The 13,850-nt window shown below is 33.4% G+C and carries 13 protein-coding genes; 4 read left to right on the top strand and 9 right to left on the bottom strand.

Annotation, left to right across the window (positions count from 1 at the left end):
- Positions 1 to 77: 77 nt before the first annotated feature.
- From PT603_RS05510 to PT603_RS05480, 7 genes are all read right to left on the bottom strand, one after another.
- Positions 78 to 1,886, bottom strand: coding sequence for a hypothetical protein (locus PT603_RS05510; protein ID WP_008241212.1), 1,809 nt, complete (start codon positions 1,884 to 1,886; stop codon positions 78 to 80).
- A gap of 33 nt (positions 1,887 to 1,919) precedes the next feature.
- Positions 1,920 to 3,131, bottom strand: a complete 1,212-nt coding sequence (locus PT603_RS05505; protein ID WP_008241211.1) for an SH3 domain-containing protein — start codon at positions 3,129 to 3,131, stop codon at positions 1,920 to 1,922.
- Positions 3,132 to 3,166: 35 nt separating this feature from the next.
- Positions 3,167 to 3,775 carry a hypothetical protein gene (locus tag PT603_RS05500; protein WP_008241209.1) on the bottom strand — a complete coding sequence of 203 codons (609 nt, stop codon included), beginning with the start codon at positions 3,773 to 3,775 and terminating at the stop codon, positions 3,167 to 3,169.
- Positions 3,776 to 3,825: 50 nt separating this feature from the next.
- Positions 3,826 to 4,119, bottom strand: coding sequence for a hypothetical protein (locus PT603_RS05495; protein WP_008241207.1), 294 nt, complete (start codon positions 4,117 to 4,119; stop codon positions 3,826 to 3,828).
- 207 nt (positions 4,120 to 4,326) lie between these two features.
- Entirely contained in the window at positions 4,327 to 4,875 is a 549-nt protein-coding gene (locus tag PT603_RS05490) for a hypothetical protein (RefSeq protein WP_008241205.1), read from the bottom strand.
- A gap of 17 nt (positions 4,876 to 4,892) precedes the next feature.
- Complete coding sequence (locus PT603_RS05485) at positions 4,893 to 5,681, bottom strand: DUF5694 domain-containing protein (RefSeq protein ID WP_040488939.1); 789 nt, start codon at positions 5,679 to 5,681, stop codon at positions 4,893 to 4,895.
- Between the two features lie 540 nt (positions 5,682 to 6,221).
- Positions 6,222 to 7,760 carry a glycosyltransferase family 39 protein gene (locus PT603_RS05480; protein WP_008241201.1) on the bottom strand — a complete coding sequence of 513 codons (1,539 nt, stop codon included), beginning with the start codon at positions 7,758 to 7,760 and terminating at the stop codon, positions 6,222 to 6,224.
- A 334-nt stretch (positions 7,761 to 8,094) separates the two neighbouring features.
- Here PT603_RS05480 and PT603_RS05475 point away from each other — a divergent pair, with 334 nt between their 5' ends.
- Complete coding sequence (locus PT603_RS05475; protein ID WP_008241198.1) at positions 8,095 to 8,472, top strand: GreA/GreB family elongation factor; 378 nt, start codon at positions 8,095 to 8,097, stop codon at positions 8,470 to 8,472.
- Between the two features lie 507 nt (positions 8,473 to 8,979).
- Entirely contained in the window at positions 8,980 to 10,854 is a 1,875-nt protein-coding gene (locus tag PT603_RS05470) for an endonuclease MutS2 (protein ID WP_008241196.1), read from the top strand.
- A 72-nt stretch (positions 10,855 to 10,926) separates the two neighbouring features.
- Here PT603_RS05470 and PT603_RS05465 read toward each other — a convergent pair whose 3' ends face one another.
- Both PT603_RS05465 and PT603_RS05460 read right to left on the bottom strand, forming a co-directional pair.
- On the bottom strand, positions 10,927 to 11,445 hold the full coding sequence (locus tag PT603_RS05465) for a DinB family protein (RefSeq protein WP_008241193.1): 519 nt from the start codon (positions 11,443 to 11,445) through the stop codon (positions 10,927 to 10,929).
- 57 nt (positions 11,446 to 11,502) lie between these two features.
- On the bottom strand, positions 11,503 to 12,057 hold the full coding sequence (locus PT603_RS05460) for a Crp/Fnr family transcriptional regulator (RefSeq protein WP_008241192.1): 555 nt from the start codon (positions 12,055 to 12,057) through the stop codon (positions 11,503 to 11,505).
- A 305-nt stretch (positions 12,058 to 12,362) separates the two neighbouring features.
- Here PT603_RS05460 and PT603_RS05455 point away from each other — a divergent pair, with 305 nt between their 5' ends.
- A complete protein-coding gene (locus PT603_RS05455) occupies positions 12,363 to 12,992 on the top strand; it encodes an SGNH/GDSL hydrolase family protein (protein ID WP_008241190.1) in 630 nt (209 codons plus the stop codon).
- 47 nt (positions 12,993 to 13,039) lie between these two features.
- Complete coding sequence (locus tag PT603_RS05450) at positions 13,040 to 13,849, top strand: alpha/beta hydrolase (protein WP_040488937.1); 810 nt, start codon at positions 13,040 to 13,042, stop codon at positions 13,847 to 13,849.
- Position 13,850 lies beyond the last annotated feature (1 nt).

Here is a 13,850-nt window from a genome sequence, read left to right as displayed (position 1 = left end):
ATTCTACATTTTTTTTTGTAGGATCATATAGCAAGTATACTCATTATCATTGGAACGAGTATTTTTTAATTGCTTTCTCAGTAATACCACATCTTGCCAGATATTTCAATTTCATTTTTGCCTGGGTTAAAATTATTCATAAGCAACAGCGGTTTTTTTATTTTTATTTTTTTCTCATGTTTTGTTGCATCGGAAATTCCATTCTCATTACAGCTTTCAGTGATATGTTCTACTATAAGATCACCAGTGATCAGGTTATAGTCCAGCTTATCAAAATAATCACAGGGAGCACTATATTCAATGGTAGCTCCTACTAAATACCAATCATTATTCTGGAAGCGATAGCGATGGGTGTATTCCCATTTTGGCCTGCTTCCCCCAAAATGGTTGATTACAATACACTTTCGCTCTATATAAATACCATCAAAAGGGTTGTTCATTATCCCTCCAGCCTGAGTTGGTAATATTGGCGCGGTAGTCTGGTGCCAAAGTTCCCATCCATTAGCTGTTTTTTTAAATACTGCTAAGCTGTGTTTATAACCCAGTTCTGTTAAGATGGGCGTTTCATATACGGCTAGCGCTTCTAGATCTGGTTCGGCGTCTAAATTTCCATAGACTAACTTTACCTGTTTCCAATAGGCTGGTGTAAAATCATCAATAGTAGAGGCGTTGATTTTACCAATTTCCCCTTCATATTTTCCATTTTCTACAACCTGGTAAAACTCATTTAGTCGCTTTTGTTTTATTTTGGCCTGAATAGGAATCCCAATTCTTATGTCTTGCGCTTTTTCTGGAAATTGTGGTAATTGGAACTGCCTTGGAATGTTGATCTCGGTATAATATCTTATTTCCCTGATTTCAATATTCTTCAACTCCCGATTAGCTGGAATACCATTATTTATGGGTTGGTAATAGGTCTTTTTTTCTGTCCAATTTCCATTTTTATCATAGTTGTATTCAAAGGTATATATCCCCAACGGATTACCATTGTATTCTATAGGTTGCTCAAAAACCAGATTCCCTTTCTTGTCAAATCGCTTTGTTGTTTTTGTAGATTTTTCCCGACCCAGCATATGGTATTCCTGTTCAATTTTTTCGGTACCATCTTCCGAATAGTGATATTCTTTTTTGTTTTCCAACGCATTGCTCCTGTGCCATACTTCTGATGATATACGCCCTTTCAAGTCATAGCTAAAGGTAACATCCCTACCATCAATTACATAACTGTTAATAGCTATGGGCATATATTGGCCATTAATCATTTGATAGGTGGTTTTCTTTGATTGAAACAAAGGTGTTTCCTTAATAAGGATTGGATAATTGAATTGGTATATTTCCAGTGGTTCTGGGAGGGTATCCATATAAAAATTATGTATCGTTATAGTTTTCTCCTTACCGTTTACTTTTTTAGTATACTGGGTATATCCTTCATAATTAAATTCGTTATTCCCTATAATATTATAATGTACCTCTTCGGAAAGAATTTGGTCCTTGTCATAAAAAAGCCAATGGTAGACAGTCTTTTTGTTGTCTTGCCTTTGCTCTAATAGACGTAGTTTTTTTAAATCTTCATCATAATGATATTTCTCGGTCCTATCTATTTGGTCGTACTCGTATTCCTTATATCGTTTTCTTCCATCTGGCAGATATTCGGTGTAGGATAGGAGATTGAATTTTTTGCCTTTGAAATACTTGGTCTTTTTTAAAAGTCGATTTGGATCAGAAAGTTGGTATCGATATATCGAATATACTTTTCCCTTTTTTAAAAGACCTACGTCTTCATTGGCTTTTAGAATTGTGGCGTTGTCCAAATTTTCGTTGATTCTAATGGATTCCTGACCATGTAGCAGACTATACATGTTCCATATCCAAATTGTTAAAATCATTTTTTTGAAAAAAAGGTGTGGCATAATTATATTTTAACAGAGTTCAATCATTTCGCAGGCATGGGCAAAGCCGTTTTTAAATGTAAAAATGTACAAACCAGTATCCCCATTAGGGATGGTATAGCAATGAGGTGCTGCGGTCCAATCGATATCGATTATTTTACCGAAAGCCCTAATAAAGTCTTTTTCACTGTATTGATGATCAATCTTATGGCCACCCATAATAATTGCTTGGTCCTCATTAAAGTTCATTTTGTAGATTATCCCATTTATATCTCCATTTTCATATTCCGCAAAAGCAATCAACAAATCCTTGGAGAAGTAGGTGAAATCTGGCAGGAACCCACATTCCAGCATGTCAGACATAAAAGTATTTTTCACCGCTCCTGAAAGTATAGCTTGTTGTTCGGTGATTTTGTCATTGTACAGTTTTTGGCCTTTAATCATAATGTGCATATCGCTTTTTCGGATAAAGGCATCCTTGTCTTCCCAGGACAAAGGATTCAGTCTGTGCTCTGCTAGAAACAAATCAAAGTCGATTGTAGGAATTTGAGACATGGAACCATTTTCAAGATGGAAATTCCGCAACATTTGTAATGCTTTTAAGGTATTAGCAGGTTTGTCTTTCCAGCCAATTTCTACCAACCTTTCTACAATATTCTTTTGCTCTTTGATAGATGAATTGGCAGCTTTTCGATACTGCTCCAGTACTGTATTAAAGGTGAGTTGTTCACCGAGGTATTTGTATTGTATGTATTCTGGTTTTTCATGAAAATGATCTCCAATGTAGACCCAACCGTCATTATAAAGGGGTACGTAGTCCAGGAATATTATTTCATTTATAGGAAGTACCTTCACTATAGGGCTTTGAATATTGGGTTTTGACCTTGTACTTAAACGGGACACATTAACAAAACGATGTGGAGCTTGTGTACCGTGTATACCTCTATTAAAATAGTGAATTGGTTCATTGTTATCCGTAGTCCCAATTTTAGAGCTCCTCAGCTCTTGATGTAGGATATATCCAATATCTCCGTTACTAACCTGTACTTTATAAAAGTCCTTAACGGCATCTATTACCATTAAGGAGGCCTGATTAGCGAGTACTCCCAACTGTTCAGAATGAATGTCTGCCGATTTATAAAGATAGCACCATTGGGTATTGTAAGCCGCCTTCCATTGCTGTCCATATCCACAGAAGGAGAGGTAAGTAAATGCCATTAGAAATAAAAGCGTATTCTTCATATCATATGATAGTTGAGAGCTTGGTTTATATTATTTTAATAATCATCTACTGCTTCTTCAATGGGTGATTCTGATGGGTTGAACACATTACAATCAACAGGAATATCCAAAAATTCACCATTTGCCAATTTAAAATCTAAGGAACGGTTTAAGGAAAGCTCATGGTCACCGGTCTCGGGATTTAGTGCTGTATCATAGAAGGAGATGGTAAGCAGCTTGCCTGATTTTAGTGCTTGATGAAATACCATGAAACTTTCTTTTTCAAATTCAGAAAAAGGATCTCCGAAATCTTGTTCATCGATTTGAAAATTAGTTTTTGTAAACTTGTTACTGACTGAAATCACAAAATCAATATAGGCATAGGATCCATCCTCATAATGTTTAGAATATTCAATCAAAAATTTGGGCAAATAAGTGTTGTCTGAGCAATTCATTAATATGGTTAGAATGTACTCTTTGTTGGAAAAATTACGAATGGAGTTTTCTCCTTCAAAGATGATATTTACCCAACCATCCTTGTCTACTATTTCATCAATATTTTCGAGATCAGTATCAGACATGTCATCGGCATTAATAACCTTCATTGTTTGACTAAATGCAGTGTTTCCAAAAAAAAGAAACCCAATTAATAATAAATACTTCATAGTGCTTGTTGTTTTGTTTTTTAGTTACGTTTTTAAATTACATAACTGATTTATAATTTGTTAGAAAAAATCACAATGGCCAGAAATAATAAGATCAAGCCTATTATTATAAAAATTTTATTTTCTTTAGAGAACCCTTTTTTTTTGTGTTGTAGCATTAGGTTTAGTAGTAATGCTAGCTGATAAAGCAATAGAAATCCAATGATACTTATCCAATACCAGATAAGATTCCAGCCAAAGCCTATACCGCCGTCGTAGATAAACCAAAGCGTAATGCCAACCAAAGGCAACAAAAGAAATACGAGTCTTGAAACAATGCCTACATTAATCATAATATTATTCATCTATTGAGTTATATATTGTACTAGATTCAACCATATCATTAACCAAAGCTTCCAATGAGGACATATTTAATGCGTATCCAAATTAGTAAAGTTCATGCTCTTCTTTTTTCCACAAGGAGTTTGATTTCTTTCTGGATTTCAATTTCAGAATTGGAACTTAAAATCGACAGTTATGAAATTAGGAAGATGACTCATAATATAGACTATTTAGTTATCGTTTAGGGGGCTAAAAAAGTACTGTGTACGTCCACCTCCACCACCCATAAATATGAAAACACTACCTGATTTTTCCCATTTATGGTCTATAATCAATTCGTCGTTATTTGTAATACCAATTCGTAATCTATTAAAATCAACATTACTGTAAAGAAATGGGAGGAAGGGTGGAATTTGAATTTTTTTAGTTACCGATAAAATTTCAAGATACCCTTTGCTTTTTTGTTTCACTGGAAAGGACACCGTTTTTAAAACAGATTTATCAGTATAACCAAGTTCGAGACTATCATTTCTAAATAGTACAGAAACCAGTTCGGCTTCACTTTCTGGAATGCCAAATAATTCCAAAAGTTTAGGACTTGTTTTAGAACTTACTGTCGATTTACTTGTTTTGAAAGAGTGGTTACTAAAAGATTTGGTGAAATCATTCTCAATGGGTTTCAGCTGGCTTTGACTTACTCTAAGCCCTGATCCACAAGAATTCAAGAGAATTAGTACTACTATAAAAAGGATATTTTTGATCATATCTAAAATGTTCATGTTTAGGGGGCTAGATACTATTTTAGATAATCTGTTAGATCTATCAACTCATATTTTGGGCTTCTCTTTATAAATTCATTTAAAAATGCAGTGTGTGTGGCGCCCATAAGAATAAAGACCCTATCATTCTCACTTAGCGGAATCTGGTTTAGATTAGAATAGATCCTTAAATTTCTTCTGTAAAATTTTGCTGCTTCATCTGCACCTTCAAAGTTTCCTTGAGTGGCATTATGTGTCAGTATGTCGGCATTGACATTGATAGATGCCTCCCAGTATTCCTTTGTGTTCATAAGTTTGATCTTAGAAATGGTTGAAGGTAATTCATCTACCTCATCAAAACCTTTAAATGCGGCTTTCATATAGTTTATGGAAGTGAGGCTATCCACTTGGTCCTGGAGTTCCTTCCATATAAAATAATTATAGGAAGCCGTAGCCTGTTCATCTATACCGTAAATTCTTTTTACACCAGCAAGTTTACCAACCTGATAGGCAATAAGTTCAATTTCTCCTTTGTAATTAGCCTTGTGATTAGGGTCGGTTATAAATTTTGAATAATCCAAATTAATGCCTTCATTCTCCGAAGGAACAACCTCAACACAAATTACTGTGGGCTTAAATTGGGCAAGCATTCTAGCAATTTCATTGGTTTCTTCTATTCTGTTTTTATCATTTACGTCAAATTCCACCTTTCTAGCATCTGTGGTACCGGCCATATGAAAAGTCCCTACGTTAAGGACTTTGATTTTTTGGCCATATGAAATAGACAAAAAAAGAATGAATATCATTATCAGATGATATTGTCGCATAGTCTTTGTATTTTTCTTTAATACAAGAATATGAAAATTACTTAACTACTATCATTCCAATATCAATGTGTATGAAAAAGCTTTAAATTCGTTTCAGAAGGCTTTAAATTCGTATTGAAGGAGATAATTACCGTTGTATTTGCAAAACACTATTGTATACAGTGAATTGAAACAAATAACTAGTTCAGGATAGGATGTATACTCACTACTATTGCAGCCATTTTTATAAATACAATTGTTAAAAATTTCATTTTTATTTTAAATTTATTTTTTCTGGCGGTGGACATTTTACCAATTATTTGTTAGAAATATAGAACATTTTAGGAAGTTAATGGGACGGCATAACTAAAATCAATCTGTACTCTTTTTGCAATGGTATTGTTATGTCTAAGTATTAAAAATTATAAAACTAAAGGGGTAAACAGTTAGTGACTCTAGGGGAAATTAATCAAATATACCAAGCTCTTACTCATTGGTAACACCTAATTTTTAACTTGTTTTTACTTGGTTAAATATGATTTAGTTCAAGTTAAATAGTAATTAGTTTTCATTATTTTTTTCATGTAATTCTTCCTGAATTCTTTTATTGATATCAACTTTAGAGCCTTCAAATATAAAGATGGTCGTTCCGAATTCCCGCGCGTATTTATTGGTAATAGAATCCATAATGGAGGAAGATTCAAAATAGGGGCTTGTTTCAATAAATTCTGTCCCTCGTTCATCTCTGTTTTTAACACGAATAAGATTGGTATACTGTATTCGAAGATCAAACCAATTTAGGTAATCAGCATCAAATGATACAGCTTTTATAGCTCCATTGCTATAAAAGTTTATGGCCCCAGCTTGACCATAGTTGTCGCAAAGCACCAAAGTACTTTCGGGGCTATCAATTTTTTGCATAGCAAGTTTAACCTTAGAAGCTAATTCTTTCCAACCCAACATATCTGCATAATCTTGAGGAATCTCATGGTCTTTCCCATCTTCCCATCGAAGTAGCCCAAGATCTCTATAGGTATCTTGATGTTTAATTATATACTCAGGTCTTTTATTAGGAAATGCAATATCAAAGCTTAGAAAAGTGGCCAAAACAGGCATTATTAATAGGATGGGTTTAATTATATAACCTACTTTATGATTCATAATACGAGAAATATATACTGAGCCAATGGCAATGTAAATAGGATATAATCCAATGGCATAGTAATCTTTAGCTTTCAAATAGGTAAATAACGTCAGAGTAAAAATAAATGACCAAAATAAAAAATGAAACTTCTTTAATTGTGTTGAAAAAAGGAGGCCATATAAAGCAAATGGTATGACGAATACTGCACCTAAAAAGAAAAAAAACTGATTTTTCAAAAATGACATTCTTTGAACATTGACTAGTTGTGTGTCTGCTAATTCCTGCATGTGATTTATTACAGGAAAGCCATTGTTATATTGCCATAATACATTAGGAGCTATTATAAGGAGTACGATACCTATGGAAATTAAGATTTCTCTTTTTAAGAAGAGGCTTCTACTATTTGAAATTAATAGTGCCATGATTAGGCCTAATGCTAAAAAAACGATGTTGTATTTATTTAAAAAACCAATACCAAAAGAAATAGCAGCACAATAAATCCACTTTTTTTCATTGCTATTAACGTATTTGATGAAATAAAAAAATGTCATGGTCCAAGCAAGTACATCAAAGGAATTGGGTTGATAAAGAGTATTTAATCTAAGTAATGATGAAAATAAGACACAAGTTGATGCTAAGATCTTAGCATACATTGCACCATTAAGTTCTTTCACTGTTTTCCATACAATTACTATTGTTAAAGCACCAAACAAAGCAGGAAAGAACTTAATCCAAAACACACTGTTTCCAAGTAGATATATGATATAAGAAATCCAAGAGGTAAGAGGGGGCACTGAGCTATAACCCATGGCTATGTGGTTTGCCTGATCCAAATAAAGGAATTCATCACGATGCAATTCATAAATTGGATCAATTAGAAATTGCTGCATGGTGAATTTTAATAGTATGAGTGCCATTAAAATCAGTAATTCTTTATTCTTTTTTGAAAAGCCCATTTGGTTCTATTAGAGTTTAATGTTTGAGACTGTGAATCTTTGATTTTACACAAATAAGCAGTATTTTTGCAAGCCGCAATATACATGATAATGATTCAGATAATTGCATTTAAAAAGAATTTTGCGCATAAGCTCTCTGCTTCTTTGCGTTATCTTCATGATGATATGTTTCTAAAAAACTCAAAAGAGTTTATTTCCTAAGCCCTGCCCAGTTTATACGGCAGGGATCATTTTTGTTTTTGTTTAGACAAAATAGTTGACGGTACCATTTAATATGGTAATTGTCAAGCTGTTTTGTATTTATGTATCATTCATTTTTTAAAGAAAAAGTATCATGACTAAAAATATAATTGTAACTACTGGCATATATGATGTAATTAAAGATCATATCCGAAGAAAAAAGGTAACTCAAGCAGAAGAAGATAGATTAGCAGAAGAACTCAAAAATGCTGTACAAGTTAGGAGAAAGGAACTTCCGGAGGAAACAGTTACTGTAAATAGAAAGGTAACGATTTTGGACCATTCTACTAATCAGGAGAAGGAATACATTTTTGTACCTACCACCAGAGTTAAACTTAAAAAGAATAAGCACTCAATTCTTTCTGATATGGCATTAGCAACTGTGGGATATAGTGTAGGAGATATAATTGAGTGGCCATTTAAAACTGGAGAAAAGAAAATTGAAATACTAAAAGTGGAGGTTTTCGAATAGTTTAGCCATTGAATAAGATTTACTGTTTTACTATCCAAAGAACGGTAAATGAGATCAATAAGTAAAAGCCTAAGCAATTGTGCTCGGCTTTTACTTATTGTATTAGTAATCAATAACTTGATTGCTAATTGGTGTGTTCCTATTATCAGGTGTAATTTAAATCTCTATAAAATAGCTTTTGGAGCATCTTAACATGTTGAAATTAGTCTAAGGTTGTTAAGGTGTAATTTCTTCAATATTTGTGATATGATTCTTGTAGGGCGTAATTTTAATTTTATTATTTTTGCACCATAGACGTAAATATGTTTTTTCTTTCCGTATAAATACCATATCGCAATTTGTTGCTCTTTAATTTGAGCGGCCTGGTACTATGCAATAAGGTTCTTGCCTTTGTATGACGCATAGAGTTCTTGTTTGTGGTATGGAGTTTCAATAAACTAACCATTTTTTAACAAAGGTTGATCCAGCTATTCTTGTTTTTTGGATTAGCCGCAATATCTTATTGAAATGAATATTTATCCTGAAAATTTTGAAGAAAAGATAAATTTTGAAGTAATACGCTCCTTTATAAAGGAGAAATGCTTAAGCCCTCTTGGAGAAGAAAAGGTAGTTGCCATGCAATTTTCAACTTCTTACGAAACTATTAAAACTATGTTGTTGCAAACTCATGAGTTTGTACAAATCATTCAGCAAAAGGAAGAATTTCCAATCTGTCATTTTTTAGATATACGATCTGCCCTAAAGGACATTGAAAGGGAACCTACAGCTTGGCTTTCTGAGAAGGAAATACCATTTTTAGCGGATTCCTTAAGTACGATTGTGTCCATTGTTGATTTTCTAAATAGAAATGATCACTACTTAGAACTTAATAAATTAGCAAGTGAAGTACAACTGTTTCCGACTTTAATAGAGAAGGCTATTGGAATACTAGATACTTCAGGCCAGATTAAAGATAATGCCTCGAAATTACTTTTAAATATTCGAAGACAAAAAGCAGAAGCAAGCAAGGACGTCACTAGAAGTATGCAAGCTGCAATAAGAAACGCACAAGATCAGGGTTTTATAGGAAGGGATGTGCAGGCTGATATGCGAGGTTCACATTATTTAATTCCGGTAACTGCAGCAAATAAGCGTAAAATAAAAGGAGTTGTTCGTGACAGTTCAGGAAGTGGTAAAACGTTCTTCATAGAACCTGAGGCTGTTGTGGAGGCCACAAACAGATTACGTGATTTAGAAAATGAGGAGCGTAAGGAAATGGCTCGGATCCTTATTGAATTTACACAATTTTTAAGACCTGATATTAAAGCTATTTTAGGTTGCTATAGTTTTATGGGATCCATTGATTTTATTCGAGCAAAGGCATTGTTCGCTATACGTATAAATGGTGTGATGCCTGAATTTGAAAATAAACAAAATATACAATGGCTGCATGCTAAACATCCCTTACTAGACATAACACTTAGACAAGAAAATAAGGAAGCACAACCTTTGGATATTAGACTTACCAATGAGGATAGAATTTTAATAGTTTCTGGGGTTAATGCAGGGGGAAAATCTCTTTGCCTAAAAACAGTAGCACTTTTACAATATATGCTACAATGTGGTCTACTTATTCCTGTAAGGGAAAATTCCAAAGCTGGTATTTTCAGACATATATTTATGGATATTGGCGATGGTCAAAGTCTTATCAATAGTCTGAGTACCTATACAGCACATCTGACAAATATGAAGTTTTTTGTCGAAAATAATGATAGTGAAACTTTATTATTGATAGATGAATTTGGTGGAGGTACAGAACCTCAAATTGGTGGAGCAATTGCTGAGACCTTACTAGAAAGATTCAACAGTAAGAAGAGTTTTGGTTTAATAACTACACACTTTCAAAATCTTAAGTATTTTGCTTTTAATACTGATGGAATTATTAATGGAGCCATGTTGTATGATTCTGAAAATAATCGTCCCATGTATAAATTACTAATAGGAACCCCAGGGAGTTCATTTGCTATTGAAGTGGCAAGACGTATTGGTCTGTCCGAAACAATTATTTCTGAAGCTTCGAAAAAAATAGGAGAAGATTTCATGCATATGGATCGTTTTTTACAATCAATAGCTAAGGATAAATTGTTTTGGGAAACTAAAAGTAAAGAACTACATAGTGATTTAGAAAAGCTGGAGAATTGGAATTCACAAAATGAGGATACCACTTTGACAGCTAATGAAATAACCGTAGATGAAAAGATAGCTATAAAAATTGGAGACCGTGTATCCATTCAAGGTCAAAATGCTGTTGGAACGGTAGTTCAGGTTTTATCCAATCAGGCTGTTGTGGCTTTCGGAAGTATTAAAAGTAAAGTAGCATTGCATCGACTTATACTTAAATAGCGTAGGTTTAAAAGAGGTCCATTCTAAAAAAGAAAAGACCTCTTTTTTCTGAATTCGAATAACAAAAGGTCGTTACATAGAAATGAGCATTTCTTCTAGTTGCTTTTGGTGATGTTTAGGGTGGTATGACATTAGGTAGAACATTTCTCGAATGGATAATAGTCCAAGAAGGGGATGAGGTAGTGAGAGCTTATCAAGTTCTATTTCAGTATAAGTCATCAGTAGTTCTTTTATACCGGTTAGATCGTCTGAAATCTCATAAATAAGTTGATCCGTTTCTTGCGGATTAATATATTCATTGGGTATAAATTGTTCTGGTGCCTTTAAGCTGGTTTTAAGATAGTTGTCTAGTACTGTTGAATAGTTCCATGGTTCACGTTGAATACTACCAAACGTATCCAACAGGAATTGTTTAGATAATAAAGCCTTAGAAAATGGACTGAGCGTATAAGAAACGTGTTTTAAATGCTGTACTGCTGACCATTTATTGGGAACTCTAAATGTTAATTTATTAAATTCCAGACCGCCTACAAATGCGGTGAATTCTTCGTGGTTTTTTATAAAGCGATCAATTAGTGCTTGTTTCTCCATAGGTTTAAATTTTATGTCAAGAACAAAATTTATATGGATTTAAACAATGAACTTAGGTTAATTAATTTGCTTTCTAATACGACTTAATGCTTGCGGTGTAATGCCAATGTAGGATGCTAAATATTTAAGAGGGACATGTTTTATGAAATGAGGTTTGTTTTCTAATAGGTACACATACATTTCTTTAGGAGAGGACTTTAAAAGTTGAATTTCACGAAGTGTTTTTTCACGTAGTTTTTCTTCCAAAAACACCTTCTGAGTGGTACTGCAGAGCTTCGACTCAGCAAATAATTTCCGTACTTCTTCCATATCAACGTACCACAAAACTCCATTGCTAATAGGAGTATATACGAATTGATTTTCAATTTCGTTATCGGCTTTGGCTGTAAAAATCTCCCCTTCAAAATAGAAATCAACAGATATTTCTTCAGTGAATTCTTTTTTGACTAAACTTATATATTTTCGAATCGTACCTTTTTGGAGAAAGCACAAAATGTCTTTTGGTAGCACAGTTTTATTTGAGAAAAGTAAAGGTGTGAGCTTTTTCCAAATTTCACCATGTGTTTCTAGTGGGTATTTTGAAAAGAGGCGTTGATCAATTGAATCCAACATCGTATTAGTATTTTTGGTAATTGGTCTACTAAATTACTACTTACAATTAAATACCTTATTTTAAATAAGTTTTGATTTTGAATTTTTCTATTTTAGAGGTAAGAAAATGACCTTTGATAAAGTTGATTTTTATGCAATAGAAAGTTATTCGGGATATCTACTTTATAAATGTTATTCTTGAAATGACTAAAATTTATAGGGTGGTATTCCTGAAGAATCTTATGCCATAAGGCAATGTAAACTCACGGAAAATTAAATAGAATACAATAGTAAGAATAACGACGTTCTTATATTAAATTAGTCAAATGAAGAAATTAATACTACTGTTAAATATCATACTTACTACCCAATTGGGTTTGTATGCTCAAAATGATTCAAAGAATAGAATTAGTGAAACAAATATGTCAATATTGTTTGTGGGGAATAGTCTAACGTATTCAAATGATCTTCCAACCCTGGTCAAGAAAATTGCCAAAGAACATGGAGTAAAAATAGATGTAAATATGGTGGCTTTTCCAAACTATGCTCTTATTGACCATTGGAACGAGGGTAAGGTCCAAAAAAAGATTGGCAAAAAGGAATATAATTTTGTTATTATACAACAAGGACCTTCCTCTGGGAATGAAGGAAGAAACATGCTTATTGAGTATGGTAAAAAGATTAGTGAATTAAGTGGCTTTAATGATGCCAAGCTATGTTATTTTATGGTTTGGCCATCTTTAACCAACTACCACACTTTTGATAGAGTCATAAATAATTATAAAGAAGCAGCCGCTGTAAATAACGCTATTTTAATTCCAGTCGGTGCTGTTTGGAAACAGCATTTTGACACGACAAAAGATTTTAAATTTTATGATGCTGATGGATTTCACCCTTCGGAAGATGGAAGTAGGATGGCCGCAAAAGTGATTTTTGAGTCCTTGTTTAAAGAGTAATAATACCAAAATATATTATTTGTTTATAATCAATAGTCTGAAAAAATATGAAAAAAATAACGTTCCTCCTGTGTGTACTAATGATAATGAGTAGCTGTAAAAATAAACATGTAGTTGCAAACGACCCAGTTCCAGTGTACGACAGCCTAATGGTGGCATCTAAAATAATAAACGAAGATCGACGCATTAATGTATGGCTACCTCCAATGTACAAGCAAACTATGGATAGTTTTCCGGTAGTCTATATGCCTGACGGAGGAATTACGGAAGACTTTCCACATATTGCAAACACTATAGCTAAATTAATCTCAGAAAAGCAAATACCTCCCTTTATACTTGTAGGAATTGAGAATACGGATCGTAAGAGGGATTTAACGGGACCAACTACAGTTGCTTATGATTTACAATATATTCCTAATCCAGGAGGAGCAAACAATTTTAGAAACTTTATTAAAAGTGAACTTTTTCCAGTTATAGATAGTGTGTATAGAACACAGCCAACAAAGGCCATAATTGGTGAATCGGCTGCTGGATTATTTGTTGTTGAAACCTTTATGTTACATCCGGAAATCTTTGATTATTATATTGCAATGGATCCGGCTTTATGGTTTAATGAGCAATACCTGGTGAAAAATTTCGAAAGTTTGAGTAGGGGTCAAAATTATCAAGCCAAGAAATTTTGGTTTGCGGGCTCTAGCGCAGAAGATATCTCTAAACATACAAGGGAGCTCGAAAGTAAATTAAAAAATAGTCAATTTAAATTTAATTGGAAGTACGAGGATGAACCTCAAGAGGAGCATCATACTATTTTTCGAAATACCAAGGAAAAGGCATTCATTTGGGCTTTAAATAAGTAGC

It is taken from the genome of Imtechella halotolerans (genome assembly GCF_028743515.2).
GTDB classification, from domain to species: domain Bacteria; phylum Bacteroidota; class Bacteroidia; order Flavobacteriales; family Flavobacteriaceae; genus Imtechella; species Imtechella halotolerans.
This window is presented reverse-complemented; position numbering and strand designations above follow the sequence as displayed.

What these genes read in the sequence shown, in the direction of transcription:
- PT603_RS05490 (WP_008241205.1), bottom strand. Translation starts at nt 4,875, where the DNA reads ATGAACATTTTAGATATGATCAAAAATATCCTTTTTATAGTAGTACTA.
- PT603_RS05455 (WP_008241190.1), top strand. Translation starts at nt 12,363, where the DNA reads ATGAAGAAATTAATACTACTGTTAAATATCATACTTACTACCCAATTG.
- PT603_RS05470 (WP_008241196.1), top strand. Translation starts at nt 8,980, where the DNA reads ATGAATATTTATCCTGAAAATTTTGAAGAAAAGATAAATTTTGAAGTA.
- PT603_RS05450 (WP_040488937.1), top strand. Translation starts at nt 13,040, where the DNA reads ATGAAAAAAATAACGTTCCTCCTGTGTGTACTAATGATAATGAGTAGC.
- PT603_RS05510 (WP_008241212.1), bottom strand. Translation starts at nt 1,886, where the DNA reads ATGATTTTAACAATTTGGATATGGAACATGTATAGTCTGCTACATGGT.
- PT603_RS05505 (WP_008241211.1), bottom strand. Translation starts at nt 3,131, where the DNA reads ATGAAGAATACGCTTTTATTTCTAATGGCATTTACTTACCTCTCCTTC.
- PT603_RS05485 (WP_040488939.1), bottom strand. Translation starts at nt 5,681, where the DNA reads ATGCGACAATATCATCTGATAATGATATTCATTCTTTTTTTGTCTATT.
- PT603_RS05475 (WP_008241198.1), top strand. Translation starts at nt 8,095, where the DNA reads ATGACTAAAAATATAATTGTAACTACTGGCATATATGATGTAATTAAA.
- PT603_RS05480 (WP_008241201.1), bottom strand. Translation starts at nt 7,760, where the DNA reads ATGGGCTTTTCAAAAAAGAATAAAGAATTACTGATTTTAATGGCACTC.
- PT603_RS05465 (WP_008241193.1), bottom strand. Translation starts at nt 11,445, where the DNA reads ATGGAGAAACAAGCACTAATTGATCGCTTTATAAAAAACCACGAAGAA.
- PT603_RS05460 (WP_008241192.1), bottom strand. Translation starts at nt 12,057, where the DNA reads ATGTTGGATTCAATTGATCAACGCCTCTTTTCAAAATACCCACTAGAA.
- PT603_RS05495 (WP_008241207.1), bottom strand. Translation starts at nt 4,119, where the DNA reads ATGAATAATATTATGATTAATGTAGGCATTGTTTCAAGACTCGTATTT.
- PT603_RS05500 (WP_008241209.1), bottom strand. Translation starts at nt 3,775, where the DNA reads ATGAAGTATTTATTATTAATTGGGTTTCTTTTTTTTGGAAACACTGCA.